This is a genomic window from Pseudochrobactrum mosebachae (assembly GCF_048914685.1).
Taxonomy (GTDB): domain Bacteria; phylum Pseudomonadota; class Alphaproteobacteria; order Rhizobiales; family Rhizobiaceae; genus Pseudochrobactrum.
Genome location: NZ_CP128408.1, coordinates 2,308,861 through 2,334,206 on the forward strand (window position 1 = coordinate 2,308,861; position 25,346 = coordinate 2,334,206).

General features: G+C 50.4%; 24 protein-coding genes. 14 read left to right on the plus strand and 10 right to left on the minus strand.

The features are described from left to right. Nucleotides 1-28 precede the first annotated feature (28 nt). Nucleotides 29-274: a hypothetical protein gene (locus MP213Fo_RS10555; RefSeq protein WP_421088975.1), complete on the plus strand. Its 246-nt coding sequence runs from the start codon at nt 29-31 to the stop codon at nt 272-274. A gap of 52 nt (nt 275-326) precedes the next feature. Here MP213Fo_RS10555 and MP213Fo_RS10560 read toward each other — a convergent pair whose 3' ends face one another. From MP213Fo_RS10560 to MP213Fo_RS10570, 3 genes are all read right to left on the minus strand, one after another. After that, nucleotides 327-1,157 (minus strand): ABC transporter permease, encoded by an 831-nt coding sequence (locus tag MP213Fo_RS10560; RefSeq protein ID WP_421088976.1) that lies wholly within the window; start codon nt 1,155-1,157, stop codon nt 327-329. Continuing rightward, complete coding sequence (locus tag MP213Fo_RS10565; RefSeq protein WP_421088977.1) at nt 1,154-1,918, minus strand: ABC transporter ATP-binding protein; 765 nt, start codon at nt 1,916-1,918, stop codon at nt 1,154-1,156. Before MP213Fo_RS10565 ends, MP213Fo_RS10560 begins: the two co-directional genes overlap by 4 nt. A 123-nt stretch (nt 1,919-2,041) precedes the next feature. Next, nucleotides 2,042-3,091, minus strand: coding sequence for an ABC transporter substrate-binding protein (locus MP213Fo_RS10570; RefSeq protein WP_421088978.1), 1,050 nt, complete (start codon nt 3,089-3,091; stop codon nt 2,042-2,044). A gap of 383 nt (nt 3,092-3,474) precedes the next feature. On the opposite strand from MP213Fo_RS10570, the gene asnB reads away from it, so the two are divergent. The 4 genes from asnB to nadE all read left to right on the plus strand — a co-directional run bounded on the left by asnB (nt 3,475) and on the right by nadE (nt 8,380). After that, nucleotides 3,475-5,403, plus strand: a complete 1,929-nt coding sequence (gene asnB / locus MP213Fo_RS10575) for an asparagine synthase (glutamine-hydrolyzing) (RefSeq protein WP_421088979.1) — start codon at nt 3,475-3,477, stop codon at nt 5,401-5,403. Nucleotides 5,404-5,559: 156 nt separating this feature from the next. Further along, nucleotides 5,560-5,814 (plus strand): acyl carrier protein, encoded by a 255-nt coding sequence (locus tag MP213Fo_RS10580; RefSeq protein ID WP_421088980.1) that lies wholly within the window; start codon nt 5,560-5,562, stop codon nt 5,812-5,814. Between the two features lie 6 nt (nt 5,815-5,820). Then, the gene (locus MP213Fo_RS10585; RefSeq protein ID WP_421088981.1) at nt 5,821-7,398 is read left to right on the plus strand and encodes a class I adenylate-forming enzyme family protein; all 1,578 of its coding nucleotides are present in this window, start codon (nt 5,821-5,823) and stop codon (nt 7,396-7,398) included. Next, the gene (gene nadE, locus MP213Fo_RS10590; protein ID WP_421088982.1) at nt 7,391-8,380 is read left to right on the plus strand and encodes an NAD(+) synthase; all 990 of its coding nucleotides are present in this window, start codon (nt 7,391-7,393) and stop codon (nt 8,378-8,380) included. Before MP213Fo_RS10585 ends, nadE begins: the two co-directional genes overlap by 8 nt. A gap of 34 nt (nt 8,381-8,414) precedes the next feature. Here the strand turns inward: nadE and MP213Fo_RS10595 are convergent, their stop codons facing one another. After that, entirely contained in the window at nt 8,415-9,524 is a 1,110-nt protein-coding gene (locus MP213Fo_RS10595; protein WP_421088983.1) for a hypothetical protein, read from the minus strand. 298 nt (nt 9,525-9,822) lie between these two features. Here MP213Fo_RS10595 and MP213Fo_RS10600 point away from each other — a divergent pair, with 298 nt between their 5' ends. Beyond that, nucleotides 9,823-11,451, plus strand: coding sequence for an MFS transporter (locus MP213Fo_RS10600; RefSeq protein WP_421088984.1), 1,629 nt, complete (start codon nt 9,823-9,825; stop codon nt 11,449-11,451). On the opposite strand, the gene MP213Fo_RS10605 is transcribed toward MP213Fo_RS10600, so the two are convergent. Both MP213Fo_RS10605 and MP213Fo_RS10610 read right to left on the minus strand, forming a co-directional pair. After that, on the minus strand, nt 11,444-12,613 hold the full coding sequence (locus MP213Fo_RS10605; RefSeq protein WP_421088985.1) for an aminotransferase: 1,170 nt from the start codon (nt 12,611-12,613) through the stop codon (nt 11,444-11,446). The two genes, MP213Fo_RS10600 and MP213Fo_RS10605, sit on opposite strands and share 8 nt — an antisense overlap. Nucleotides 12,614-12,789: 176 nt before the next feature. Then, nucleotides 12,790-13,713, minus strand: coding sequence for a LysR substrate-binding domain-containing protein (locus MP213Fo_RS10610; protein WP_421088986.1), 924 nt, complete (start codon nt 13,711-13,713; stop codon nt 12,790-12,792). 169 nt (nt 13,714-13,882) lie between these two features. On the opposite strand from MP213Fo_RS10610, the gene lysA reads away from it, so the two are divergent. From lysA to MP213Fo_RS10645, 7 genes are all read left to right on the plus strand, one after another. Beyond that, complete coding sequence (gene lysA, locus MP213Fo_RS10615) at nt 13,883-15,160, plus strand: diaminopimelate decarboxylase (protein WP_421088987.1); 1,278 nt, start codon at nt 13,883-13,885, stop codon at nt 15,158-15,160. An 87-nt stretch (nt 15,161-15,247) separates the two neighbouring features. Then, on the plus strand, nt 15,248-16,135 hold the full coding sequence (dapF, locus tag MP213Fo_RS10620) for a diaminopimelate epimerase (RefSeq protein ID WP_421088988.1): 888 nt from the start codon (nt 15,248-15,250) through the stop codon (nt 16,133-16,135). A gap of 64 nt (nt 16,136-16,199) precedes the next feature. After that, nucleotides 16,200-16,946 (plus strand): amino acid ABC transporter ATP-binding protein, encoded by a 747-nt coding sequence (locus MP213Fo_RS10625; protein ID WP_421088989.1) that lies wholly within the window; start codon nt 16,200-16,202, stop codon nt 16,944-16,946. A gap of 121 nt (nt 16,947-17,067) precedes the next feature. Beyond that, the gene (locus MP213Fo_RS10630) at nt 17,068-17,868 is read left to right on the plus strand and encodes an ABC transporter substrate-binding protein (protein ID WP_421088990.1); all 801 of its coding nucleotides are present in this window, start codon (nt 17,068-17,070) and stop codon (nt 17,866-17,868) included. A 133-nt stretch (nt 17,869-18,001) separates the two neighbouring features. Beyond that, the gene (locus MP213Fo_RS10635; RefSeq protein ID WP_421088991.1) at nt 18,002-18,700 is read left to right on the plus strand and encodes an amino acid ABC transporter permease; all 699 of its coding nucleotides are present in this window, start codon (nt 18,002-18,004) and stop codon (nt 18,698-18,700) included. Between the two features lie 4 nt (nt 18,701-18,704). After that, nucleotides 18,705-19,391, plus strand: a complete 687-nt coding sequence (locus tag MP213Fo_RS10640; protein WP_421088992.1) for an amino acid ABC transporter permease — start codon at nt 18,705-18,707, stop codon at nt 19,389-19,391. A gap of 43 nt (nt 19,392-19,434) precedes the next feature. Then, on the plus strand, nt 19,435-20,196 hold the full coding sequence (locus MP213Fo_RS10645) for a gamma-glutamyl-gamma-aminobutyrate hydrolase family protein (RefSeq protein ID WP_421088993.1): 762 nt from the start codon (nt 19,435-19,437) through the stop codon (nt 20,194-20,196). A gap of 122 nt (nt 20,197-20,318) precedes the next feature. Here MP213Fo_RS10645 and MP213Fo_RS10650 read toward each other — a convergent pair whose 3' ends face one another. The 4 genes from MP213Fo_RS10650 to MP213Fo_RS10665 form a co-directional block, all read right to left on the minus strand. Further along, entirely contained in the window at nt 20,319-20,630 is a 312-nt protein-coding gene (locus tag MP213Fo_RS10650; RefSeq protein ID WP_421088994.1) for a hypothetical protein, read from the minus strand. An 89-nt stretch (nt 20,631-20,719) separates the two neighbouring features. Further along, the gene (gene mgtA / locus MP213Fo_RS10655) at nt 20,720-23,431 is read right to left on the minus strand and encodes a magnesium-translocating P-type ATPase (RefSeq protein ID WP_421088995.1); all 2,712 of its coding nucleotides are present in this window, start codon (nt 23,429-23,431) and stop codon (nt 20,720-20,722) included. 337 nt (nt 23,432-23,768) lie between these two features. Then, a complete protein-coding gene (locus MP213Fo_RS10660; protein ID WP_421088996.1) occupies nt 23,769-23,969 on the minus strand; it encodes a hypothetical protein in 201 nt (66 codons plus the stop codon). Then, a complete protein-coding gene (locus tag MP213Fo_RS10665; RefSeq protein WP_421088997.1) occupies nt 23,966-24,211 on the minus strand; it encodes a hypothetical protein in 246 nt (81 codons plus the stop codon). The genes MP213Fo_RS10660 and MP213Fo_RS10665 overlap by 4 nt, the downstream gene beginning before the upstream one ends. Nucleotides 24,212-24,617: 406 nt before the next feature. On the opposite strand from MP213Fo_RS10665, the gene MP213Fo_RS10670 reads away from it, so the two are divergent. Then, nucleotides 24,618-25,337 (plus strand): MgtC/SapB family protein, encoded by a 720-nt coding sequence (locus MP213Fo_RS10670; protein WP_421088998.1) that lies wholly within the window; start codon nt 24,618-24,620, stop codon nt 25,335-25,337. Nucleotides 25,338-25,346: the final 9 nt, after the last annotated feature.

A 25,346-nucleotide genomic window follows, 5' to 3' on the forward strand; every position in this document is an offset into this window, starting at 1 on the left:
GCAGAGCATATTTCAAGCCGGAGGTTTCGTGAAAAAACTGCTTGTGATCATTCTGATTGTTTTGCTTGGAACTGCTGCTGTTGCAGGGCAGCGTTGGTATAGCTATGTGACGAACAAAAAAGACCCGTTTGATGAAGTAGGTATTGCTCTGCAATCCTATATGCCCGCCTCAATACGCCATTGGGGATGCCAGCAACTGAAGAAAAATTTTGGTAGTAAAACCCTGCCACCCTATGGTTGTCAGGCACCAAATGGCACTGGCTGGGTCGAATGAGCGGGATTGGATTTTATGGCCCGAACCGGTGAACTGGTCGGGCCATACTGATTTAGCGCCAGCTCAGGAAATAATGCTCGATCCGGCCAATCAGCCAGCTGGTAATCAGCCCCATAATCGAGAGAATAGTGACACCGGCAAATAGTCGCTCCAGATCATAGAGCGCACCTGCTTCAAGAATATATGCGCCGACACCATATTCAGCGCCCAGCATTTCCGCAGCCACCAGCAAAATAATTGCAATGGCAATAGACACGCGCAAACCTGACAGAATGCCAGGCAATGCACCCGGTAGCACGATTTTACGGATGATCGACCACCAACGCATATTAAAGCTCTGCCCCATACGGATCAGGCTGCGGTCGACATTATCCACTGCGCCATAGGTTGCCACCACGGTCGGGGTAAATGTGCCAAAAGCGATCAGGGCATATTTTGACATTTCATCAATGCCGAACCAGATCACAAACAATGGCAGAAGAGCAATTTTAGGGATCGGGAAGATCGCTGCCACCAAAGGTACCAAACCTGCCCGCACATAGGAAAACAAGCCGATCATCGTGCCGAGCAAGATACCAGCAACAATACCCATTGTTGCGCCGACAAAAAGCCGTTGCAGCGATGGCAGCAAATGTTTCCAGAGCAGGCCGGTATCATAGAGCTGATAAAATGTGCCTAAGACCGCAGAAGGGCGCGGCAATGTCAGATTGGATATAAAGCCGGTACGTGTGCCGATTTCAGCCAGAGCGATCAGACCAATGAACAGCAACGGTGCAATGAAACGGACTTTTTGTGGTGCAAAACCACCGCCACGAAACGGTACATTACGGGTGATGACTGTTGCGGATTTCGCCGGATCAGCGGGACGTGTTGTATTTGTCATTTTAGCAATTCCTGATCGGCGGCCATTGCCTCATCACGCATCATCGCCCAAAGCTCTTGTTGCTTGGCATCCAAAACAGGATCTGCCAGATGGCGCTGATCCAGCGGGGTATCAATGGTTACGACCTGATTGATGCGGCCGGGACGGCGCGACAGCACCACAATTTTATGGCCAAGACGCACAGCCTCAGCAAGATTGTGGGTGACATAGACAGCGGTAAAGGGCTGGCGCATCCACAGGCTGACCAGATCATCCATCAACAATTCACGTGTCTGGCTGTCGAGCGCCGAGAGCGGTTCATCCATCAGCATCACATCAGGGCGCACAGCCAGCGCACGGGCAATAGCCACGCGCTGTTTCATGCCGCCTGAAAGCTGTTTGGGATAAGCATCAGCAAAATCTGACAAGCGGGTGCGCGCCAGCACATCGGTGATGATGGTATCCATCTCACGACCCGATAATTTGTGGTCTTCCAGCACGAGGCGGATATTGCCTGCCACAGTGCGCCATGGCAGCAAAGCAAAATGCTGGAAAACATAAGTCAGCGGGTTGAGCGATGCAGGAGAGGCTTCGCCAATCTGCAGAACCTCGCCGGATGTCGGCTTTTCAAGGCCGCCAATAAACCGGAGCAAAGTGGATTTGCCGCAACCGGATGGGCCGATCAGACAGACGATTTGCCCCTGGTTGATTTCAAGCGTGATATCACGCAGAACTTCGACCTTACCATAATGGTGGCCGATATTTTTAAGCAGCAAATCCATGCCAGTCCGTACTTCTTTTCTTCAGGGCGGCAGATACAAGATCATACGGGCCCTGATTATTCGCGGAAAAGGAACCGGTTTTGCAGAGAATGCCGGTTCCCGTTTATACTGAGGCTGCTTTAATCAGATAATCTTGACATAGCTGGTATCAAACAGCATCTCGGCTGTAATGGTATCTTTAACCATTTTCTCGTCTTTGAACCAATTGAGCTGTTCGGTTACAGAACCAAGTGACAGCGCCAGACCTTTATTGATGCGCATCGCACCATTGATCAGGTTGGTTTTTGCCTGTTCAAACGGCAGATCCATTTCAACATATTTGTGGGCGATTTTGGCGATCGCATCAACCTCTTCAGCGCTGGCGGTTTTATCAACCAGAGCGGCGTTGTAATCGTCAATTGCTTTGGAGTAAGCGCGAATAAAGGCTTCGGTTTTAGCGCGTTCTTCCGCCGCATTTTTGGTAGAGGTGAAAACGGTCGTTACCTGATAATCCGGCGCATAATCGGCAACCAGACCAATCTGCTTGGCGGCACCTTCAGCAATCATTTTCTTGGCAATGCTTGGCTGGATGGCCCATGCATCAATCTGGCCGGAAGTGAGAGCACCGACCACCGCGCCGACTTTTTGCAGCGGGCGCAATGTGATCTCTGACAGCGCAATATTATTGGCCTTGGCAATTTTATACGCCATAAAATGAAAGGACGAGCCGGCAGTGGTAATACCAAAGCTTTTGCCTGCAAGGTGCTTCGGATCGGTCAGGCCTGCTTCATAGGCTTTATTGGAAGCAAGAATGATCTGGCCGGCGAGGCCTTTTTCTTCCTGCAGCGAGCCGCCGATAACTTTAACTGCGTTTTTTTCTGCCAGATTGATCAGGCCGCCGCTCATAGCCGTTACGCCGAAATCAACATCACCACCGGCAATAGCAACAGCCATAGGCTGTGCTGCTTCAAAATATTTGAATTCCATGTCGAGGTTTTCAGCTTTGAAATAGCCGCGTTCCTGCGCAATAAAGCTTGGTGCCTGACTTGCAAGCCGGATGATCCCCAACACGGCTTTGATCTGCGTGGCATCTGCTCGGGCTGAAAGTGTCAGCGGTGAGCCAAACATACCAAGCGCACCGGCAGCACCAAGACCTGCGAGTGTCTGGCGGCGGGAAAGATTAAACTTCTGCATTTTGTGTCCTTACCAAAAGCGACAGATTGGATCAGCAAACATTAACTTGTCAGCGTCGGCCATATTTGCCGTCCAGCCCTGCGCTTTGTTGCGGTAAGGGGTGGAAATTTTTGCAATGATTTCGTTTAGCCTTTTAGAACAAACTTTTCGTAAGTTGAAGCTAAAAGCGACTATGTGATGTTTTGAAAGCCTGAGCAAGTATGGCGCCTGTTTTGCACATGTTACCGGCTTATAATGATTGCCAAGAAACTACAGCCGCTATTAACCGTGAAACAACAATTCAGTCGGGTCTGTCATTGTAATAAAAATGCTGTTTTGCGAAACCTTGTCTCCTGCGCTAGAAGAGTGAAGGGCTGCTATTAATTGTGCGGGGGAATGGCATTTTGTGTGGTTTGGCAGGATATTTCGGACAGGTAAAAACGGATCAGTCGCCGGATATTTTGCTGCGCAAAATGGCTGATGCCATTGCCCATCGCGGGCCGGATGAGCAAGGCGTTATCGCGCTTGATGGTGTGGGGCTGGCGCATAAGCGGCTGGCGATTGTTGGTGTCAGTGACGGACAGCAGCCAATGAGCATGGCTGATCAGCGTTTCACGCTGGTGTTTAACGGACAGATTTTTAATCATGTTGCGCTGCGCCGTGATCTGGAAGCGCAAGGTGCGCGGTTTAAAACGCAGTGCGATACTGAGGTGATCCTGCACCTCTATGCCCATTATGGCGCAGATTGCCTTCAGCATATGAACGGTGATTTTGCCTTCGCTTTATGGGATGCAAAAGAAAAACGGCTGTTTATTGCCCGTGATCGCATGGGCGTGCGGCCGCTGTTTTATACATATAGCGATGGCGTGTTGTATTTTGGCTCAGAGATCAAAGCATTGTTGCGCGCACCCGGTGTTGAAGCACAACTTGATCCGCTGGCGCTGGATCAGATTTTTACGCTGTGGTCACCGGTGGCCCCGCGTACAGCCTTTCGTGATATTTTCGAGCTGGAACCGGCGCATATGATGATATGTGATGCGCGGGGTGTTCAAATCAGCCGTTACTGGGCACTGGATTATCCTGATCGTCATGATGATGCAGTGATCACAGATGAAGATGAGGCCGCAGAGGCGTTGGAAGCCTTGCTGCAGGATGCAACGAGATTGCGCATTCAGGCAGATGTGCCGGTGGGCACTTATCTTTCCGGCGGGCTGGATTCATCCCTGATTGCAGCATTGGCACAGCCTTTAACGCAGGGCCATTTGCATAGTTTCTCTGTAGGGTTTGACCATAGTGAATATGATGAAAGCCGTTTTCAGCAGATAGTGGCGCAGGCACTGCACACACAGCATCACGCGGTTAATATTGGCGAAGGGGATATTGCGGCTATATTTCCGCAGGTGATCGGTGCTGCTGAAGTGCCTTTGGTGCGCACAGCTCCCGCGCCCTTATACCGGCTGGCGCAGCTGGTGCGTGACAGTGGCATGAAAGCGGTGCTGACCGGCGAGGGGGCAGATGAGCTGTTTGCCGGTTATGATATTTTCCGTGAAGCCAAAGTCAGACGGTTCTGCGCCCGCCAGCCGCAATCGCAGATCAGGCCATATTTATTCCGCAAGCTTTATCCCTATCTTCCGGGGCTAAAAGCACAAACACCGGAATATCTGGCCGCATTTTTTGGTGTTGAGGGCATTGATCTTACCGATCCGCTCTATTCGCACCGGCCACGGATGAAGGCAACCAGTACCGCTAAGCTGTTTTTCTCGCGTGGTCTTAAAGCTGAAATTGGTGATTATGATGCGGGCGAAGAGCTGGCATCCAAATTGCCGGACGACTTCGGTCGCTGGCATGAGCTGCATCAGGCGCAATATCTTGAATGCCGGTTTTTGCTGCCGTCATATATTTTGTCCAGTCAGGGCGATCGTATGGCCTTGGCGCATGGAGTTGAGACGCGTTTTCCGTTTCTTGATCACCGGTTGTCAGAGTTTGCAGCGCAGTTGCACCCCTCGCTCAAATTACGGGGGCTGACAGAGAAATACCTGCTGCGTCAGGTCGCAAAGCAGCGTGTGCCGGCACAGGTTCTGCAACGGCAGAAACAGCCTTACCGTGCACCAGACAGCCAGTCTTTTACCGGCAAAGGTGAGCTGGATTATGTACGTGACCTGATGAGTGAGGCGCGTATTGAAGAGAGCGGCTATTTTAATACGAAAGCCGTTTCAAAATTATGCGCCAAGAATAAAGAACAGGGTTTGAGCGGATTTCGAGATAATACAGCCTATATTGGTATGCTTTCAACGCAGTTATGGTTGCAAAAATTTACCACTTCTCTGAAATAGTTCAAAATGAACAAAGTTTAATGGACAATTTGAGTGCGTTAAGTTTAAGCGTTAAGATCAGTTCTCAAAATACTTGATTGTAAATGTTAAATTCGTGAATGCTCAGAAAGTTGTTTTGAATAAAAATCAAAGCAGATAATAAAACGGGATATTTCTATGACTGACACAGTTAAAATCCGCTTGCGGGAATTCATCATTGAGAACTTTCTCTTCGGCGATACAGATTATGATCTGACCGATGATGCCTCGCTGATCGATAATGATATTATGGACTCAACCGGTGTGTTGGAGCTGGTCGCGTTTATTGATGAAGCGTTTGGTGTGAAAATGGCCGATGCGGATATTATCCCTGCACATCTCGACAGCGTGTCAAAAATCCACGCATTTGTAACGACCCGTCAGGCTGCCTGATCGCTCATGCGGATTGAACGCTATCTCAAAAATCATGCGCAAAACTGTGGTAAAAAAACTGCCTTGGTTACAGGGCAGCACCGGCTTGCTTATGCGGATTTTGATTTGCAATCCGAGGCGCTGGCACGCAATCTGCTGCTGCACAATGTAAAGCGCGGCGATCGTGTTGTTATCTTTATGGATAATTGCTGGCAGGCGGCGGTCTCTGTATTTGCTGTCTTAAAGGCTGGCGCGGTTTTTACGCTGGTTAACCCGTCAACCAAAGCGGATAAGCTGAGTTATATCCTCAATGATTGCACGCCCTCAGCGCTGCTGACACTGGCCAAATTATTGCCGGTGATTGACGAGGCAGAGGCGCTGGCCAATATTCCTGTGGTGTTTGCCGTGCAGGGTATAGCAGGCGCAAAAAAGTCGCGCTCACTGCGCCAGACGATCTCTTTTGAAGATAGTCTTGTGCCGCAAGGCGACGGGGTTGCGGTTGATAATCACGGCATTGATATTGATCTGGCAATGCTGATTTACACCTCCGGCTCTACAGGGCGGCCGAAAGGTGTGATGATGACACACCGTAATATTGAAGCGGCGGCTCATGCGCTGACCGGCCTGTTAGACAATAGCGCGGATGATATTATCCTATCGGTTTTGCCGCTGTCGTTCAATTACGGGCTTTATCAGCTGTTGATGGCAGTGAAACTCGGCGCGACATTGGTGCTGGAAAAGTCGTTTGCATTTCCGCACGCGGTTTTTGAAACCATGCATGCAGAAAAAGTGACCGGCTTTCCGATTGTGCCGACAATGTCTGCATTGATGATGCAAATGCGCGATTTTGCGCCGGGGTTTTTACCGGATCTGCGCTATATTACCAATACGGCAGCGCAATTGCCGGTACCGCATATTGCATTTTTGCAAAAACTTCTCCCGACCACGCAGATTTATTCGATGTATGGCATGACCGAATGCAAGCGTTGCACATGGCTGCCGCCGCATATGATTACGCAAAAACCGGATTCAGTGGGTATAGCGCTGCCCAATAGCGAGGTCTATCTGGTGGATGAGCATGGCGCGCCGGTAGCTATTGGTGAAGCAGGCGAAATGGTGATACGTGGACCCCATGTTATGCAGGGCTATTGGAATAATCCACCGGCCAGTGAAGCTGTGCTGAAAACCGGCCGCAACCCTTGGGAAAAAGTGCTGCATACCGGTGATTTGCTGCGTATGGATGCTGACGGTTATTATTATTTCATTGGCCGCAAAGACGATATTATTAAATCGCGCGGTGAAAAAGTGCCGCCTAAAGAGGTGGAAACCGTGCTCTACAGCCACCCCGCAATTCGCGAGGCCGTGGTAGCTGGTGTGCCGGATGCAATGCTGGGGCAGGCGATCACCGCAATGGTGATCGCAGCTGATGATACTCTTAGTGATAAAGAGGTTATTCGGTTTTGCCGTCAGCATCTGGAAGATTTTATGGTGCCGGTTTTTGTCTCTATCGTGGATGAATTACCGCGTACCGATACAGGTAAAGTGAGCCGTCTATTGGCGGCGGAAATATTGGCACAAAATTACAGGCAGTTTCAGGATGAATAACATGCAAGGATTTTCTGCGCAGACCATGATCATTGATGCAGAAGCGGAAGTGGCAAAGATCACGAGCGCATTGCGCAGCCAGTTGCGTGGCCTGCGCCGCCGCGGTCTGGTGGTTGGTATTTCCGGTGGTATCGATTCCAGTGTCAGCGCAGCATTGGCCGTTAGGGCGGTGGGTGCTGATAAAGTCTTTGGCATTTTTATGCCTGAAAATGATTCTGATCCTTTAAGTCTGGCTCTCGGGCAACAACTCGCGCAGACTTTTGGTATCCAAACCGTGATTGAAGATATTGGCCCTGCACTTGCGGCTATGGGCTGCTACAGCCGCCGCGATGATTTTATCCGCTCTGTTGTGCCAAACTATGGTGAGGGTTGGGCTTCCAAGCTGGTAATCAATAATGCCTCTGAAAATGGCGGCTACAATATTTCATCGCTGGTGGTGCAGTCTCCGGATGGAGAACAGCAGAAAATCCGTCTGACGCCAGAAGCTTATCTTGGCATTGTGGCTGCCACCAATATGAAGCAACGTACCCGCAAGCAGTTTGAGTATTACCATGCGGACCGATTGAATTTTGCAGTGATCGGCACGCCGAACCGGCTGGAATATGATCAGGGCTTTTTTGTTAAAAACGGTGATGGCGCCGCCGATGTAAAGCCGATTGCCCATCTTTATAAAACACAAGTCTACCAGCTGGCAGAGCATTTGGGTGTGCCTGCGGATATCCGCAGGCGCCCGCCGACCACCGATACATTTTCACTGGCACAAACGCAGGAAGAATTTTATTTCTCACTGCCTTATCATCTGATGGATTTGTGTCTCTATGCCATGAACCATGGCATCAGTGCTGAAGATACCGCTAAAGCGACCAGTTTAACTGCAACACAGGTGCAGCATGTGTGGACCGATATTACTGCCAAGCGCAAAACAACCCGCGCATTGCATGAGCCGCCACTCCTGGTTGAGCCGGTAAAAGACTTCCTTTAAAATAAAAAGCTGCCTCAACAGGCGGCTTTTTATTTCAGAAGCTGTTGCCGGTTAACCGGCTCCAATGCTCGCCTGCCAGACCATTGAGCTGTGCCTGACCGTGCATGAAGGGCTGTAACATGTCCGGGTTTTTTGCCCATACCATGGTCGATGCAAGATGGGTGAAAGCAATACGCTTACCCAGCATGGCTTCCATCATCTCAGGCTGCGTGCGTCCGCGAATAGCAACGGCACCATTGCAGGCGGCATGATGAACCAGCGCATCAATGGTTTGACTTGCGGCTTTGGGATGGCTGAGTAGTTCCAGCACCCGTGCCGTTTTTCCTGTTTGCAGATGATAGAGAAACAGCCCGACGGCTTTGCCGGTTTTGGTGGTAAGTTTGACCATATGGGCGTCCCCATAATCCGGTTTTTGCACTGCATCCTTTAGGCGGGCAGTCAGTTGCTGTTCATCCCATTGCGGGCGGCAGGAAAAGCTGTTGCTGAACTGCATATAAAGCTCTGCAAATTCAGCGGCATTAATTGCGCTGCATTGCAAAGCCTGAGCCGCAGGCCAGTTTTGCGGGGTGGCTGACCAGCGCAGACTGTTGCCGGCCATAGTTAGGCGTTTGCGACCATCAACCCAGTTTGTAAGCGGTTTGAACAGGTTGAAGAGCCTGACTTTTGATGCAGCCGTATCAACCGCAAAACCGAGCGGGCGAATAATCCGCAGCCAATCGAGGCTATAGCCGGTCAGCTGCACGGCATTGAGTTTTTTCCACATCGCGGCGGTGGTTTCGCTGGCGGTTTCAGTGAGGATCAGGTCATAATCGTCATCAAGCAGGCTGCGCATCAGGCGCGCACCACCCATCGGTTGCTGTTCATGATTTTCCACCATCAGCGAGCCGACCATGGCGGCTTTCAAGGTTTGACCATTATAAATATAATCAAAACAATGAATGCCGATAAAACCGCAAATTGCACCATGGTCATCAGTCAGCACTTTGGAGGCAGGGGTGCGCTCACCCGCAAAGCCGATATAGAGATATTGCAAATAGGCCGTGAGCGCCGCTGATGGCGGTGTGGTATGATCGCGGAAGATCTGTTGAAAAAGGTGTGTGACATCGGGCATATCTGCTTGAGCAAGGTGTCTGATTTCACTCATGACAAATTTTATCCCACCGCTGGCTTGCAATAATTTTTTTATTTATTCGGCTTATAGCTGTAACTTCGTTATTAGCGTTTGAACAGAGTACATGTTGCATAGACAGTATGACATGGTTAGGTTTAAGGACAAAATTGCGTCGCTTTATAATAAATCTGAATGAGGCGGCGCATTAATGCGGCTTCCGGTTTTCTGACGGTGCTGCGGTGTTGATTTTACAAGCTGTTTGATTTTTCGGCGTGATTATGGTGCCGAACTGTGCATGATGGAGCATCTGCTTCGGTTAGGAAATTCTGCGGTGTCGCAAAGTGTATCCCCTTTAGCCCCGTTTAAACATAAAGCTTTCCGCTCCCTATGGACTGCAACGCTTGCCTCGAATCTTGGTGGGCTGATCCAGACAGTCGGTGCCGGCTGGATGATGGCGACAATCGCTCAATCATCCAATATGGTGGCGCTGGTGCAGGCCTCTACCACTTTGCCGGTGATGTTTTTTTCACTGTTTGCCGGTGCTTTAGCCGATAATTACGACCGCCGCCGTATCATGCTGATCGCGCAGTTTATGATGTTATTGGTGTCGCTGGCGCTGGCAATTTTTGGCTATATGGGTTGGCTTACGCCGTGGTTGCTGCTGAGCTTTACTTTTCTGATCGGCTGTGGCGGGGCTTTGCATAATCCGTCATGGCAGGCCTCAATGGGCGATATTGTACCACGCAGCGATTTGCCGAATGCGGTGGCGCTGAACAGCATGAGCTTTAATGCCATGCGTAGTTTCGGCCCTGCTATTGGTGGTTTGGTTGTTGCTGTGGCAGGCGCGGCCTTTGCCTTTATCATTAATGCTTTCAGCTATATTCCGCTGATCATTGCGCTGCTGCGTTGGAAACCGCCGGTTTCAAAATCAACCCTGCCGCGTGAGACATTCGGCCGTGCGCTCTCTGCAGGGCTGCGCTATGTATCTATGTCGCCAAACCTGATCAAAGTTATGTTTCGCGGCTTCTTGTTTGGTCTGTCTGCGATTGTTGTTCTGGCGCTGCTACCGCTGGTTGCCCGCGATCTGGTGCAGGGTACCGCGCTGGTCTATGGTGTTATGCTTGGCGGTTTTGGTCTTGGTGCGATTGCCGGTGCTTTAAGCTCAGCACGGCTGCGTGAAAAATTCGCCAATGAAACCATTGTGCGTGCTGCTTTTATTACATTCGGCCTCAGCGTTTTTCTGCTGTCTTTCAGCCATTCCGTTTTTCTGACATGCTTACTGCTGCTGCCTGCCGGTGCCTCATGGGTTATGGCGCTATCGCTGTTTAATGTCACCATTCAGCTGTCTACACCGCGCTGGGTCGTGGGGCGTGCTTTGGCGCTTTATCAAACTGCAACCTTTGGCGGTATGGCTGCGGGCAGTTGGCTATGGGGCTCGATTGCAGACGGCTATGGTGTTGAAGTTGCTTTAAGTGTTGCCGCTTTTTCATTGATTGGCGGAGCGCTGGTCGGGCTGGTATTTAAGCTGCCGGAATTTGACAAGCTTAATCTTGATCCGCTCAACCAGTTTTCTGAGCCGCAATTGCGGCTGGATATCCGTCCGCGCAGCGGGCCGATTATGGTGATGGTTGATTATCATATTGATCAGAGCAATGTGCCAGCCTTTTTAGAGGGCATGACAGCGCGCCGCCGTATCCGCATCCGTGATGGTGCGCAGCAATGGGCATTGCTGCGCGATCTGGAAAATCCGGATTTGTGGACCGAGAGTTACCATGTGCCGACATGGGTGGAATATGTGCGCCATAATCAGCGCCGCACATTTGCCGATGCTGAAGTTTCGCAGAAATTATTGGCTCTGCATAAGGGCCCTGAAAAACCACGCGTCCACCGTATGATTGAGCGTCAGACCGTGCCAGCCCATGATGATATGCCGCTGAAAGAATATCTGGAAATTACCTGACGGGGGCATTTTTCTCACGCCACTGGCTAAGGCGGTGAATTGCCTGCTCCAGTGTATCGCGTTTTTTGGCGAAGCAAAACCGCACATGGCTGGTTACATCGGTATTGGCATAAAAGGCTGAAACCGGAACCGGTGTGACGCCTGCCTCTCTGGTCAGGCGCTGGCTGAAGGCCAGATCATCACCGTTGCTATCCAGCGCACTGATATCGGCCACGGCGAAATAGGTTGCCGGTGCATCCGCTATGCTAAAGCCTGCTGTGCGAAGGCCCGATACCAGATAATCGCGCCGCTGTGCCAGCTCCTGTCGCAAGCCATTGAAATAGCTATCCGGCAGGTTGAGCCCCACCGCCACCGCTGCCTGTAATGCCGGTGGTGTTGTGAAGGTGATGAACTGGTGCGCGCGTGCAATAATGCTCATCAGCGCGGCATCGGCAGTGATGTAGCCGACTTTCCAGCCGGTAAGCGAAAAGCTTTTACCGGCAGAGCCGATGCGTACAACACGGTTGCGGATTTCCGGCAGCGAAAACAGCGATATATGACGGTTCTCATCGAAAACCAGATGCTCATAAACCTCATCAGCAATGATGATGAGATTATGTTTGAGCGCCAGCCCAGCAATCAAGTTCAGCTCTTCAGAGCTAAAAACCTTGCCGATCGGGTTCATCGGATTGTTCACAACAATGAAACGTGTACGTGGTGTAATCGCATCGCTGAGTGCCTGTTCGGGCACAGACCATTGTGGTGGTGCAAAGCGCACCGGTAGTACCACACCACCGGCGCGGCGGATCAGCGGGGCATAAGCATCATAGGCCGGCTCAAAAGTAATTACCTCATCACCCGCATTGATGAGCGCCAGAAAACTGTCTGCCAGTGCTTCTGTAGCGCCTGAGGTGATCAGGATTTCAGTTTCCCAATTGGCATCAATATTAAAAAAGCGGCGGGCATTGTCTGCCACAGCCTTGCGCAGTACCGGCAGGCCGAGCATTGGCGGATATTGATGTGAACCCTCACGCAAAGCGGTTATGGCGGCTTCAATGAGTTCTTGTGGCTCCAGCCCTTCAGGAAAGCCCTGACCCAGATTAATGGCGCCGGTTTCCGTGGCCAGCCTCGACATGGTTTCAAAAATAGTGTTGCCGAGAGATGCGAAAACCGGATTGGCCATGAGAGGATTCTTTCTTGATTATATGTTTTGTCTTATAAACAACGGACTATATCGCTATGTGCATGCAGAGCAAAGCAGATCAGCGTAGTTCAACCCTTGATGGTGAGCTTAAAATACCGCGTTCTATCGCTTTGTTAGCAAGGTATACTCAAGCCCATAGAAGTTTTTGCTTCAATCTATGCACAGAGGCCACGTGCTTTGAGCCGCGCCACAATATTATCCACAGCGATGGTGATGGCTTGTACAAATTGTGCTCCAAGTGCACCACGACGGATATCTTCCGGCTGCCAGATATTCACATAATAAGGGATGGAGTGACGTATCGGGCGGATCAGCAGGTTCTTTCCCTCATAGGCCAATGCGCTGAGCGGGTTAATCATGGAAATGCCGATGCCAGCCGCCACCAGAGAACCGATGGATGACGCCGTTGTGGCTTCAATCGTGAGTTTGCGGTTAATGCCGGCACTGTTGAAAAGCTGATCGACCTGACGGCGGTAATAATCCTCATCAGAATAATAAATGAAATTATGCCCCGCGAATTGCTCAATATCCAGCATGTCATATTCTGCCAGCGGGTGGTCTGCGGGCATAATGCATAAAAGATCGCCGGTATAGGCCTCAAGTGTTGCTGAGGCATTGAGATTAATCTTGCCTTCTACCAGCCCGACATCGAAAAACTTGCCGAGCAGATCACGGGTCAAAGCGCTTTCTTCCAGTGAGTGGATTTTGACCAGTGCTTCAGGGTGGTCATGCAAAAATAATTTGGTCGCCTGAGGGATCAGCGCATGGGCATAAGCAGGCAGGCAAGCAATAGAAACCCGCTGCAGATTATCACCACGAATAGCGCGGGCTGTGCGCGCAATTTCCTCAATGCTCACAAAAGAGCGCTGGACAATAACATTAAGAGCTGCGGCTTGCTGAGTGGGCTTAAGGCGGCGGTTATCACGGTGAAACAAAGCAAAACCGAGAATAGCTTCAAGGTCTTTTAACTCGCGGCTGATGGTTGGCTGCGAGGAGCCCAGATGCTCAGCTGTTTCGGTAACATTCAGCGTATGCATCAGTGATTGAAAAATTTCCAGCTGACGATGGGTCAGACGCATCGGTGCTTCTCCTGTGATCCGAATTCACGCCATATAAAACATATCAAAAATGAATAATAAAGACATTATTATGAATTTGACCGCAGTCACGGGTCTGATAGCTTAAAACTATGAAATATGAAAATAGCGGCTGCACAAGATATCGCTGTTTTAAGAGTTTGAGGGTAAAATGACCACTGAGTTTTCGCGTCCGCATGTTACGCATTTCGGTTATAAAAACGGTGAATTGACTGTTGAAAAAGTTGCTGTCTCGGCTATTGCACAGCAATATGGCACGCCGTTTTATGTGTATTCAGCGACCGCAATCCGCGAACGCGTTGCGCAATTGCGAACAGCGCTCAGTGATCTCAATGTGCAGATTTGCTATGCGGTAAAAGCCAATAATAATCTTTCCCTGCTCAAATTGCTGGTGGGTGAGGGGTGCGGCATGGATATCGTGTCGGGCGGCGAGATGCATCGTGCATTGACTGCGGGCTCACCGGCAGAAAAAATTGTCTTTTCGGGTGTTGGCAAAACCGATGATGAAATAGCAGCTGCGCTTCATCATGGTGTCCATCAGCTGAATGTGGAATCGGTTGAAGAGCTGGATGCTATCTCGCGTGTGGCAAAACAGATTGGCAAAGTGGCAACTATTGTGCTGCGTGTTAATCCTGATGTGGATGCGCTGACCCATCCTAAAATTACCACAGGTACCAGCAAAAACAAATTTGGCATTGCCTATTCAGAAGCGCTGAAAGCCTATGCCGATGCCGCAGCACGAGCAGAAATCAATGTGGTGGGTATTGCAGTGCATATCGGTTCGCAGATTACCGATGTGACACCCTATCGCCAGACCTTTGAGCGGGTAGCGCAACTGACAAAGGATATCCGTGCCAAAGGACTGACAATTTCACGGCTTGATCTGGGTGGCGGGCTTGGTGTTTCCTATGACGGTTCAGCCGGTATGGATGTGGATGCCTATGCGCGCACTCTGCGTGAAACTCTGGGCGATATTGATTGTGAACTGACAATGGAGCCGGGGCGCTTTATTATTGCTGAAGCGGGCGCACTGGTGACCAAAGTGCTTTACGGAAAAAATCAGGGCAATGCCAAGTTTTCTATCGTTGATGCAGCGATGAATGATCTGATGCGTCCGGCATTGTATGATGCCATCCATCCGGTGTGGCCGGTGCGCGAGCCGGCAGCTGAAGCGGACGCCGTGCGGGTTAATCTGGTTGGGCCGGTTTGTGAAAGCTCGGACACTTTTGGCGAGTTTGATAATCTGCCGGCACTGGAGCGCGGTGATCTGGTGATGCTCGGTGTGGCGGGGGCCTATGGCGCCACAATGTCTTCGACCTATAATGCCCGGCCATTGATCCAGGAAGTGCTGGTCGAGGGCGATCATTACAAGCTTGTTCGTCGTCAGTGGACTGTGGAAGACGCATTATTGTTGGAACAGGATTTGTAAACAGTTTAGGCGGTCTGTTTATAAAAGGGGGTGGTGGAGGCCGCCTCCTGAGACTGCCATTAAGGCAGCTCGAAAGGGAGGGGAATTATGCGGCCATATTCTGACATGGTGCAGTCTGGCGCTACAGGTGTGTTTTTCATCAAGACCCACGGTCTGGGTAATGATTTTGTATTGGTTGACGGGCGTGAAAAGTCTTTCAGGCCGCAACCGGCATTGATCAAGCATATTTGTGACCGTCACCTCGGTGTTGGTGGCGATCAATTGCTGGTGCTCGAAGCGCCGCATAAAGCTGGCGCTGATATGCGCTTACGTATTTATAATATTGATGGAGCCGAAGCGCAGACATGTTTCAATGCTACGCGCTGTGCAGCGTTTCTGTGGATGCAGGAAGCGCGTAAACTGAGCGTTGTCATTGAGACTTTAGGCGGAATGATTGAAGCGTCTATGACTGATGATGCTGACAAGCTGGTCAGTCTGCATCTTGAGCCAGCATTAATGCAGTGGCAGACTATTCCGCTGGCAGGCCCACTTGAAGACCATCAGGGTAGCTTAAATCACGGGCCGTTATGTGAACCGTTCGCAGTCAATATGGGTAATCCCCATCTGGTATATTTTGTGCCGGATTTTGATGCGGTGGATGTTGTGCGGCACGCAAGTATTTTACAAAAAAGCAGCTATTTACCCGAGCAGGCTAATATTGGTGTAGCGCAAATTGTTGCGCCGGTATCTGAGGGGGGGGATGATGAGGCGCTGTTGCGGCTGGTTGTTTATGAGCGCCCTGGAATTCTCACACAAGCCTGTGGCAGCGGTGCTTGTGCTGCAGCGGTTGCGGCACTGCGGAGCGGGCGGACTGCGCTCAAAAAATTTCGTGTTGATATGCCGGGCGGGACTTTACAGGTTGAGTTGTGTGCTGATGATAGCATTATCCTGACGGGTGGGGTTTCAGTGGCATATTACGGCATTTTGCCGGCATGAATTTAAGTGATTTGAATAACTGACACATAACTGCTCGTTAGAAGCAGGGTCAAAGGGGATTAAGATGGCATTTATATCGGTTGATCACGTTAGCAAGACCTATCCGGCGACGAATAATGGTAAAGCGCATCGCGCATTGGGAGATGTGTCTTTCAACGTCGATAAAGGTGAAGTGCTGGTGATTATCGGCCCGTCCGGTTCAGGAAAAAGCACATTATTGCGCACGCTCAATGCGCTTGAAAAAATCGACAGCGGCACGATCATGGTCAATAATCTGGCGATTTCAGATCCCAAGACCAATCTCAACCATGCACGCTCTGAAATCGGCATGGTCTTTCAGCATTTCAATTTGTTTCAGCATAAAACTGCTCTTGAAAATGTGATGATGCCGCAGACCGTGGTATTAAAGCGCTCCAAGCAGGAAGCCTTGAAAATTGCACAGGATATGCTGGCGCGGGTAGGCATTGCCGAGCGTTCCGGACATTATCCGAGCCAGCTTTCCGGCGGTCAGCAGCAACGTGTGGCGATTGCGCGTGCTCTGGCGATGAATCCTAAAGTGATGTTGTTCGATGAGGCGACTTCAGCGCTTGATCCGGAGATGGTCGGGGGCATTCTCGACCTGATGAAGGAATTGGCCAAATCCGGTATGACGATGATTGTTGTGACCCATGAAATGGGCTTTGCCCGTGAGGTGGCCGATCGGGTTATTTTCATGGATGAAGGACAAATTGTTGAAACCGGAACACCGGCCGTGCTGTTTTCAAAACCAGTACATCAGCGCACACAGCATTTTCTAGAACAGGTTTTGTAAGCCTTGCATTGTCGACCAGAGGGGGAGCGCTGCATATCAAAATTATCATAAATACACTGAAAAGACTGTGTAAATACCCGTCTGAACAAGGGTAAATCGATATAATAACGAGGAGAACATTATGAGCTTTTTTAAAAAATTCGCATTGTCGATCGGCGTGCTAGCCACTGTTGCTGCCGGTGCAATCAGCACCGCGCAGGCCGGTGTCATGGATGAAATTCTCAAGCGCGGTGAAATGCGCGTTGCTGTGCAAACACAGGGCGCACCGGTCAGCTTTATCAATAAAGACGGTAAGCAGACCGGTCTGGCGGTAGAGCTTGCCCGTATGATGGGTGAGGATCTCGGCGTTAAAGTGGTGTTTCAGGATTATGACTGGAAAGGTCTTATTCCGGCACTGCTGGCCGGTAAAGTCGACATGATTGCCGCGGATATGACGCCAACCCCGCAGCGCGCAGCACAGCTGCTGTTTTCACGCCCTATGTTCTATGAAGAAACGGTCGCTGTGGTTAAAGACGGTTCGCCTTTGGCCAAGTGGGAGGATCTTAATCAGGAAGGGCTGAATATCGGCTCCACACAGGCCAGCTCTTATAGTGAAGCCATCAAGAAATTTATGCCTAAAGCGACTTTGAAAGAGTTTACCGGCGGAACCGCTGCGGTTGCGCAGGCTTTGTCTGCAGGACGTATTGATGCAACGGTTTCCGACCTCGGTAATGTGACAAATTTTGTCAATGAATTCGGTAACTTGAAAATTCTTGATGGTATTATCGTTAAAAATCCGCTGGCTTTCGCTGTGCGCCCTGATGAAGTGCATATGAAGCTCTGGCTCGATAACTATGTTGAGCTGATCACCTCTGACAAGCGTCTTGAGCAGATGGTTGATTATTGGTGGAACACAACTGCCTGGGAAAAAGACAACAAATAATCAGACGATAATCTCTTGCCCGTTTACTGCTACGGGCAAGAGCCTCTTTGTTATGTGGTGTTTTGGCTAATCCGGCAGTTCAAGGCCGGTCGTGAGGTGCTGTTGGAAATATGCAGCGCTCTGGGACGATATAATGTCATCATTCATTCTTGATTATTTTAATTACCGCATCGTTGCGCAATATCTCGACCGTTTTGCCGAGGGCTTAGGCAATACTTTGCTGGCAACGGGTGTCAGTTTTGTATTGTCTTTTGTGATCGGAACGATCATGGCTATCATCATGTTCACGCGCTGGAAAGTGCTGCGCAATATGGTACAGGCCTATGTGACTTTCATCCGGTCTACGCCGTTGCTGGTACAGATTTATCTGGTGTATTTCGGCCTGCCGGTTTTGCTGCCCTTTACTGCCAGATGGCCTGAAATGTGGTTGGGTATTGGCGCTTTGGTGATTAACTGTTCGCCTTATATGTCCGAAATAATCCGGACCGGTATTGAATCTGTGGCACGCGGGCAAATAGAGGCGGCCAAGGCCGTGGGTATGAGTTACGGGCAGCGGCTGATCCATATCGTGTTGCCACAAGCCTTTGCCAATACGATCCCGCCGGTGCTGGGGCAAACGGCGGTGCTGATTAAAGACACCTCGCTATTGTCACTGATTACAGTGTTTGAATTCACCAGTGCGGGCCTGTTGCTGAATAGCGAGCGCGTGCGGCCGAATGAAAGCTTTTTGACTATCGCTGCCGGTTATCTGGCGATCTATTGTGTGATGCTGGTTCTTTCTCATCAGGTGAAGAAGAAACTGGCGGGTCCTGCCTGGGCTGCGAAAGGCTGAAGCTATGTTTGAATATTATTGGAAGCTGACAGTCTCTTTGCTGCCCTTTCTCTGGGCCGGATTTAAAGAGACTTTTGTTATTTCATTGGTTGCGATTTTAGCAGGTTCTGTGCTCGGTACTTTAATCGGCATTGTCCGTAGTTATCGCATTGCCGTCCTGTCACCAGTCTTTGGGCTCTATGTGCATGTGCTGCGAGGCACGCCGTTTCTTGTGCAGCTGTATATGTTCTATTTTGTGCTGCCAAATACCGGTATTGAATGGTTGAGCTGGGATTCCAGCACGGCCGCTTTTGTAGCGCTGTCGCTTTATACCTCATGTTATGTGGCTGAAATTGTATGCGGCGCTATTGATGCCGTGCCGCGCGGACAATGGGAGGCAGCGACCGCTGTAGGGATGAACCAGTTGCAGAAATTGTGGCATGTTATCCTCCCGCAGGCATTGAAACTGACTATCGCGCCGATGAGCAGTGTTTATGTGATCATTATCAAAAGCACGGCTATTCTGTCGGTGATCGGGATTTCAGAGCTTACTCGTCAGGGAGAGGTTTCAATGTTGCGTTTTCCCCGTGATGTGTTGTTTATTTACGGGCTGATAGCCATGGTCTATTTCATCTATTGCTATCCGATCCTCAAATTCTCCAAATGGGCGGAAAACAAAATCAGCGGCTCGCAGCGTTTATCACTGGATTGAGATTTAACCTGCCGGAACAATTTTTTCACAGAAGCAGTATAGCATGACACACACAGATCTACGTCGTCCGATTATTGGTGTAACTCTTGATAGTGAAGAGGGAGGCGGGTTTTCAGATTCACCATGGTATGCGATCCGGCAGAATTATATGTCTTGTCTGGAAGAGGCCGGCGCTGCACCAGTAGCGCTGCCACATCTGGCTGAACTTGCTGAGACCTATCTCGATCTGTGTGACGGGCTGGTTGTAACCGGTGGTGCCTTTGATGTGCCGCCTGCTATGTTTGGTGAAGAAGCCCGCACCGATACTATTCGCTTGAAACCGGCTCGCACCACTTTTGAAACTGCCGTTTTGCGCGGTGCACTGGCGCGCAATATGCCGGTGCTGGGCATTTGCGGCGGGCATCAGCTGCTGGCGGTTATTGCCGGTGGCACATTGGTGCAGCATATTCCGGATGAGGTGGAGGATGCGCTGGAGCATTCGGTTTCGGATGATACAGAAAATGCCGGTGGTAAAAAACGTGCCGGTCATCCGGTTCAAATCGCAAGCGACAGCAAGCTTGCACAATTTACTGGTGCCACCGAGCAGCATGTTAACAGCTCGCATCACCAGTCGGTGCGCAGTGTTAAAGCGCCAATGCGGGTAACCGCTTTAGCTGAAGATGGTGTGATTGAGGCTATTGAACTGCCGGATCACGATTTTGCAATCGGCGTGCAATGGCACCCTGAATATAAGCAGATGGAGGGTGATATCCGTTTGCTGGAAGCCTTTTGTGCGGCTGCCAAAACCTATCATACCGCAAAATAAAATAGTCGCTGCGCTGTTGTTAGAGCATTTCGTAGTCCAATGGAATCACTGGACGGCCACGATAATGCGTAACAACAATAACTTAGAGCGGATTACATGATCCAATTTAAACGTAAACCGCTCTAGCGGCGCAGCAACCGGATTGCAGCTTCATTAAGCTCGGCTCTCCATGCCAGCAAATGCCTGCAATAGTTGGCTGGCAGATATTTTTTATGCAACAGGCGCAGTGTTATGCGTTGTAAAACACTGCCGAGGCCGAGTAAAAACAAGCATTTCAGGCGGGTCAGAAGACCGAGTGGCGGTTTGCGGTATGAGCCGCCGCGCATATGACGCTTGCCGCGCTTTGGCGGCTGTCTTTCAGGGATCTGTTTTGCTTGCGGCGCCTGAAAACACAGTGTTTTGATGTGGGTTGAATTGATTTTTAAATGCTGCATGGCACATCTCCCTTTTTCAAGAAGTGTGTTACGGGCAGAAAATTTGCCCGTAACATTTGTGCTGGTTTCAGAAGGGGTATCTGCCTTGATCAGAACCATTGTCCGAAGCGGCGGATATAGATTGCCTTCATACCCTGTGCGACGAGGCAATAGCAGATCAATGTACCGGCGAGCCACGGGAAATACTCCCAAGGCAGCGGCACCAGACCCACCGCTGCACCCAATGGTGAGAACGGGATATAAATACCGATTGCCATAACCAGTGCGGTCATCAGCATGACCGGCAGGGCTGCTGTGCTCTGGATGAACGGAATCTTTTGTGTGCGCAGCATATGCACAACCAGTGTCTGCGACAGCAGACCTTCAATGAACCAGCCGGACTGGAACAGTGCCTGCATTTCCGGCGAATTTGCCGCAAAAACATACCACATCAGAGCAAAAGTTGTGATGTCGAAGATCGATGATGTAGGCCCGATCCAGAGCATGAAGCGGCCGATGTTTTTGGCATCCCATTTACGGGGTTTACGCAAAAACTCCTTGTCCATTTTATCCCAAGGCAAAGCCAGCTGCGAGATGTCATACATCAGGTTCTGGATCAGCAGATGAATAGCCATCATTGGCAAAAACGGAATGAATGCGGAGGCAACCAAGACGGAAAACACGTTACCGAAGTTGGAGCTGGCCGTCATATTCAGGTATTTGATGATATTACCAAAGGTCTCGCGGCCTTTAATAACACCTTCTTCGAGAACCATCAGGCTCTTTTCCAGCAAGATAATATCGGCAGATTCTTTTGCAATATCGGCGCCACTATCCACTGAAATGCCCACATCCGCATCGCGCAGTGCCGGTGCATCATTAATACCGTCACCGAGAAAACCAACTGTGTGGCCATTGGCTTGCAAAGCTTTGAGCACCCGTGATTTTTGCAGCGGGGTCAGCTTGGCGAAAACAGTGGTGTCTTCAACGACGATACGCAGTGTGGCATCATCCATTTTTTCAACATCACGACCCATTACCGGTGTGCCGGGTTCCAGGCCAACTTCACGACAGATTTTTGCCGTGACGATTTCATTGTCACCGGTCAGAACCTTGACGCTAACACCATTGTCGCGCAAGGCGGCGAGCGCAGGGGCAGCGGTTTCTTTCGGCGGATCAAGGAATGTCAGAAACCCTTCAACAACAAGTTCACATTCGTCGTTCACGCCATATTGAGGCTTGGCAGAATTGCGCGGGATTTCACGGGTGGCAATGACCAGCACCCGAAAACCGTCCTGATTATAGCGCTGTGCCAGTGCGGTTAATTCCGCACGTTTCTGATCATCAAGCGGCAGTATCTTGTCGCCCTCTTTGACCTGTGTGGCAATCGAGAGCATTTCCTCTACAGCGCCCTTGCAAACCAGCAGGTGATCGCCGTGAATGCCTTCCACCACAACCGACAACCGGCGGCGGATGAAATCAAACGGTAATTCATCAATTTTGCGGTAGAAGGATGCCGAGCGCAATGTATCGCCAAGACCGCTTGAAAAACGGATCACGGCCTGATCCATCAGGTTTTTCATTCCGCTCTGATGGTAGCTGTTCAGCCATGCCAGACGGAAAATATTATCGTCGCGCTCGTCTTTGGTGTTGATGTGATGTTCAAGAATAATTTTATCTTGTGTAAGCGTACCGGTTTTGTCTGTGCATAACACATCCATCGCGCCAAAGTTCTGAATGGCATTGAGGCGCTTTACCACCACTTTGCGGCGGGACATTGCAACCGCACCTTTGGCAAGGTTGGAGGAGACAATCATCGGCAGCATTTCCGGTGTCAGACCAACAGCAACCGCCAGCGCAAACAGAAATGCCTCAGACCAGTCACCTTTGGTGAAACCATTGATCAACAGCACAATCGGCACCATCACCAGCATGAAGCGGATCAGCAGCCAGCTCACGGAGTTAACGCCGCGATCGAATGCAGTTTCAGCGCGCGACCCGACAATGGCTTTAGCAAGCGAGCCGAAATAGGTGCGCGGTCCGGTGGCAACCACTACGGCAGTGGCAGTGCCCGAGACCACATTGGTACCCATGAAACAGATATTTGGCAGATCAAGCATGTCGGTTTCGTCACCGGCAATTGCGAGAGCCGATTTTTCGGCAACCGAGCCCAGCGTGTCGTATTTTTCAATCGGTAAAGCTTCACCGGTCAATACGGCCTGACTGACATAGAGGTCACGCGATTCAATCAGGCGGATATCCGCAGGGATCATATCACCGGCAGAAAGCAGCACAATATCACCGGCAACCAGATCACGCATCGCAATTTCATTGCGCTCGGCTACGCTGCCTGCACTGCTGCGGCGCAACACTGTGGCGGTGGTGCGTACCATGGCTTTTAGCGATTCAGCAGCTTTTCCCGAACGATATTCCTGCCAAAAACGCAGCAGGCCGCTGAGGACGACCATGGTTACAATGATCGAAACGCCGGTATAATCAACATCTTCGCCATCGCGCATTGGCAGCCAGATATCGGTTACAGAACTAATGGCTGCAAGCGCCATCAATACCATAATGAACGGGTTGTTGAAGGCTTGCAGCAGCTGGATCAGCGCATGGGGGCGCTTGTCATGGGCAACCTCATTGCTGCCATGTTCCTGCAAGCGCAAAGCAGCATCTGTATTGGTCAACCCTTGCTCATTACTGCGCAGGTTCGCCATCGTGGTTTCAAGGCTGTTCTGCGCTTCTTTCATCGCCCGTGATGAGAGTTTAGGGACAGCTTTATCTGCCTTAAACGTATTTTTATTCAGTGGTTTATTCATGTTCTTACTCCCGCGACAATTTTAATGTCGCTGAAATGACGGCGACCGCGCTCGGCCTCGCACCAAAATGAATGCAAGGGAGCGTGCCGATGTCAGGTCGGTTTTTTAATTTAATAACGGGAGTGGCTGCATGATAACGGGACTAGGAAACCTGATTGCTCAGATCACATCGTTTCCTGGGCTTGTTGGGTTCCCGGGATTTTCCGGTTTACAGACCGGCCTCAGCACATTTTTGAAAGCGCTGAATGCAAGTCTGCAAACCGGAAAGTTAATCCGCTGTCATGCAGCCACCGACTACTGTCTTCGTCCACGGTGGTCTCCTGTGTTTGATCCGGACTTAAACTGAACAGATGTGTTTATAGGATCCGAAAGCTTGCGCTGTTTTTGGCTCTGTGATTTGCTCCGCTTCAAGCTCTTCGGCCTGTGCTGCACGATATTCCTGCCGCAAGCCGGCTTTCAATTGCTGACGGATAAAGCTGGCTGCAAGCATGAAAAGCGCAAAGCCGAGTAGCAACAAAATATCGAGTATAATGCTCATATCTGTTCCCTCGTATTGTCGGCAGATTTGGCGGTTGACCAGCTGCATTCCAATTTACGGGTATTGGGATTGCGTACCCAGCGGGCTACAGGTTGATTAAAACCGTCTGCAATAACAGCAATCACATCCGGCCCGTCTGTGAAACGTGGCAGGCGGGATGAGCGTATAAAACGAGGAGCCATTGCGCCGTCGAGCTGCGGAGCGCACAAAATTTGCGCCATGTTGAGAATTGGATAGGTCATGTTTCACCTCTGATGCCGCAACGGCACCGGTGAAACCTTCAGGCTCAGTCCGGTTGCTGCTGCGGCTTGGTTTGTTGACTACTACTGTCGCTTGGCATTTAGGGGTTTGGTCCTTTGAAACCGGTGAGTGAGCGAGTGTGATTAGCAGGTCACTTGCTCTGGCTTTGTCTTAAATTAGGCTGGCATTTGCCTCAATGCTGAATAAGGACAGATTTTTACACTTAGGTTTACGCAACCTATACCAAAGTATATCGAAGCAGGTTTTGCTTGTTTTAAAGCCATAAAACCGACAGGTAGCGGTCGGACATCCTGTATATTAAGCACAGAGCAACAGTTCATAAAATTGCAGTATGCTGTTGCTAACAGCAGGGGCACAATCATTTCAACAGACGTGTCAGGATAGATTATGGGCTCAGTTGAAAGTCTTTTACATACTTTCGTCAGTCTGGCTGCTGCCTTTTTATTGGGCGGCATTATCGGGTTTGAACGACAGTGGCGCCAGCGTCTTGCGGGATTGCGCACCAATACTCTGGTGGCGCTTGGTGCGGCGACATTTGTACTATTTGCAGGGCTCGTAGATGGCGATACCAGCCCGACGCGTGTGGCCGCGCAAATCGTTTCCGGTATCGGCTTTCTGGGTGCCGGGATTATTTTTAAAGAAGGCTTCAACGTGCGCGGCCTTAATACTGCGGCAACCTTATGGTGTTCCGCAGCGGTCGGGGTGATGTGCGGTGCGGGTTTTTATCTCCATGCGGTGGTGGCGACTTTGTTTATCATCAGCGTTAACCTGTTTTTGCGACCGCTGGTGCATTTGATTGACAGGCAACCTGCCAGCAGCACCGAATATGATAATCGTTATGCGGTAAGTATTGTGTGTATGGGCGATGCTGAAGCCCATGTGCGGGCTTTGTTGTTGCGTGATCTGGGAACGGTTCTGCATATTCAGGATCTGGAAAGCACGAATATTGAAGACAGCAACCGCGTTGAAGTGAATGCGCTGTTTCGTGCGGATAATAATCAGGATCGCTTGCTGGAGCAGATTATCGGGCGTCTCAGCCTTGAACCGCTGGTGACTTCAGTGCGCTGGCGCTATGTTACTGCGGATACGACAGATAAGGACTTTTAAAAGGCCGAG

Coding starts and splice junctions, on each gene's coding strand:
- MP213Fo_RS10630 (WP_421088990.1), top strand. CDS start 17,068: ATGAGCTTTTTTAAAAAATTCGCATTGTCGATCGGCGTGCTAGCCACT.
- MP213Fo_RS10565 (WP_421088977.1), bottom strand. CDS start 1,918: ATGGATTTGCTGCTTAAAAATATCGGCCACCATTATGGTAAGGTCGAA.
- MP213Fo_RS10560 (WP_421088976.1), bottom strand. CDS start 1,157: ATGACAAATACAACACGTCCCGCTGATCCGGCGAAATCCGCAACAGTC.
- MP213Fo_RS10665 (WP_421088997.1), bottom strand. CDS start 24,211: ATGACCTATCCAATTCTCAACATGGCGCAAATTTTGTGCGCTCCGCAG.
- MP213Fo_RS10670 (WP_421088998.1), top strand. CDS start 24,618: ATGGGCTCAGTTGAAAGTCTTTTACATACTTTCGTCAGTCTGGCTGCT.
- MP213Fo_RS10625 (WP_421088989.1), top strand. CDS start 16,200: ATGGCATTTATATCGGTTGATCACGTTAGCAAGACCTATCCGGCGACG.
- MP213Fo_RS10605 (WP_421088985.1), bottom strand. CDS start 12,613: ATGGCCAATCCGGTTTTCGCATCTCTCGGCAACACTATTTTTGAAACC.
- MP213Fo_RS10640 (WP_421088992.1), top strand. CDS start 18,705: ATGTTTGAATATTATTGGAAGCTGACAGTCTCTTTGCTGCCCTTTCTC.
- mgtA (WP_421088995.1), bottom strand. CDS start 23,431: ATGAATAAACCACTGAATAAAAATACGTTTAAGGCAGATAAAGCTGTC.
- MP213Fo_RS10570 (WP_421088978.1), bottom strand. CDS start 3,091: ATGCAGAAGTTTAATCTTTCCCGCCGCCAGACACTCGCAGGTCTTGGT.
- nadE (WP_421088982.1), top strand. CDS start 7,391: ATGAATAACATGCAAGGATTTTCTGCGCAGACCATGATCATTGATGCA.
- MP213Fo_RS10660 (WP_421088996.1), bottom strand. CDS start 23,969: ATGAGCATTATACTCGATATTTTGTTGCTACTCGGCTTTGCGCTTTTC.
- MP213Fo_RS10645 (WP_421088993.1), top strand. CDS start 19,435: ATGACACACACAGATCTACGTCGTCCGATTATTGGTGTAACTCTTGAT.
- MP213Fo_RS10650 (WP_421088994.1), bottom strand. CDS start 20,630: ATGCAGCATTTAAAAATCAATTCAACCCACATCAAAACACTGTGTTTT.
- lysA (WP_421088987.1), top strand. CDS start 13,883: ATGACCACTGAGTTTTCGCGTCCGCATGTTACGCATTTCGGTTATAAA.
- MP213Fo_RS10595 (WP_421088983.1), bottom strand. CDS start 9,524: ATGAGTGAAATCAGACACCTTGCTCAAGCAGATATGCCCGATGTCACA.
- dapF (WP_421088988.1), top strand. CDS start 15,248: ATGCGGCCATATTCTGACATGGTGCAGTCTGGCGCTACAGGTGTGTTT.
- MP213Fo_RS10635 (WP_421088991.1), top strand. CDS start 18,002: ATGTCATCATTCATTCTTGATTATTTTAATTACCGCATCGTTGCGCAA.
- MP213Fo_RS10610 (WP_421088986.1), bottom strand. CDS start 13,713: ATGCGTCTGACCCATCGTCAGCTGGAAATTTTTCAATCACTGATGCAT.
- MP213Fo_RS10585 (WP_421088981.1), top strand. CDS start 5,821: ATGCGGATTGAACGCTATCTCAAAAATCATGCGCAAAACTGTGGTAAA.
- MP213Fo_RS10580 (WP_421088980.1), top strand. CDS start 5,560: ATGACTGACACAGTTAAAATCCGCTTGCGGGAATTCATCATTGAGAAC.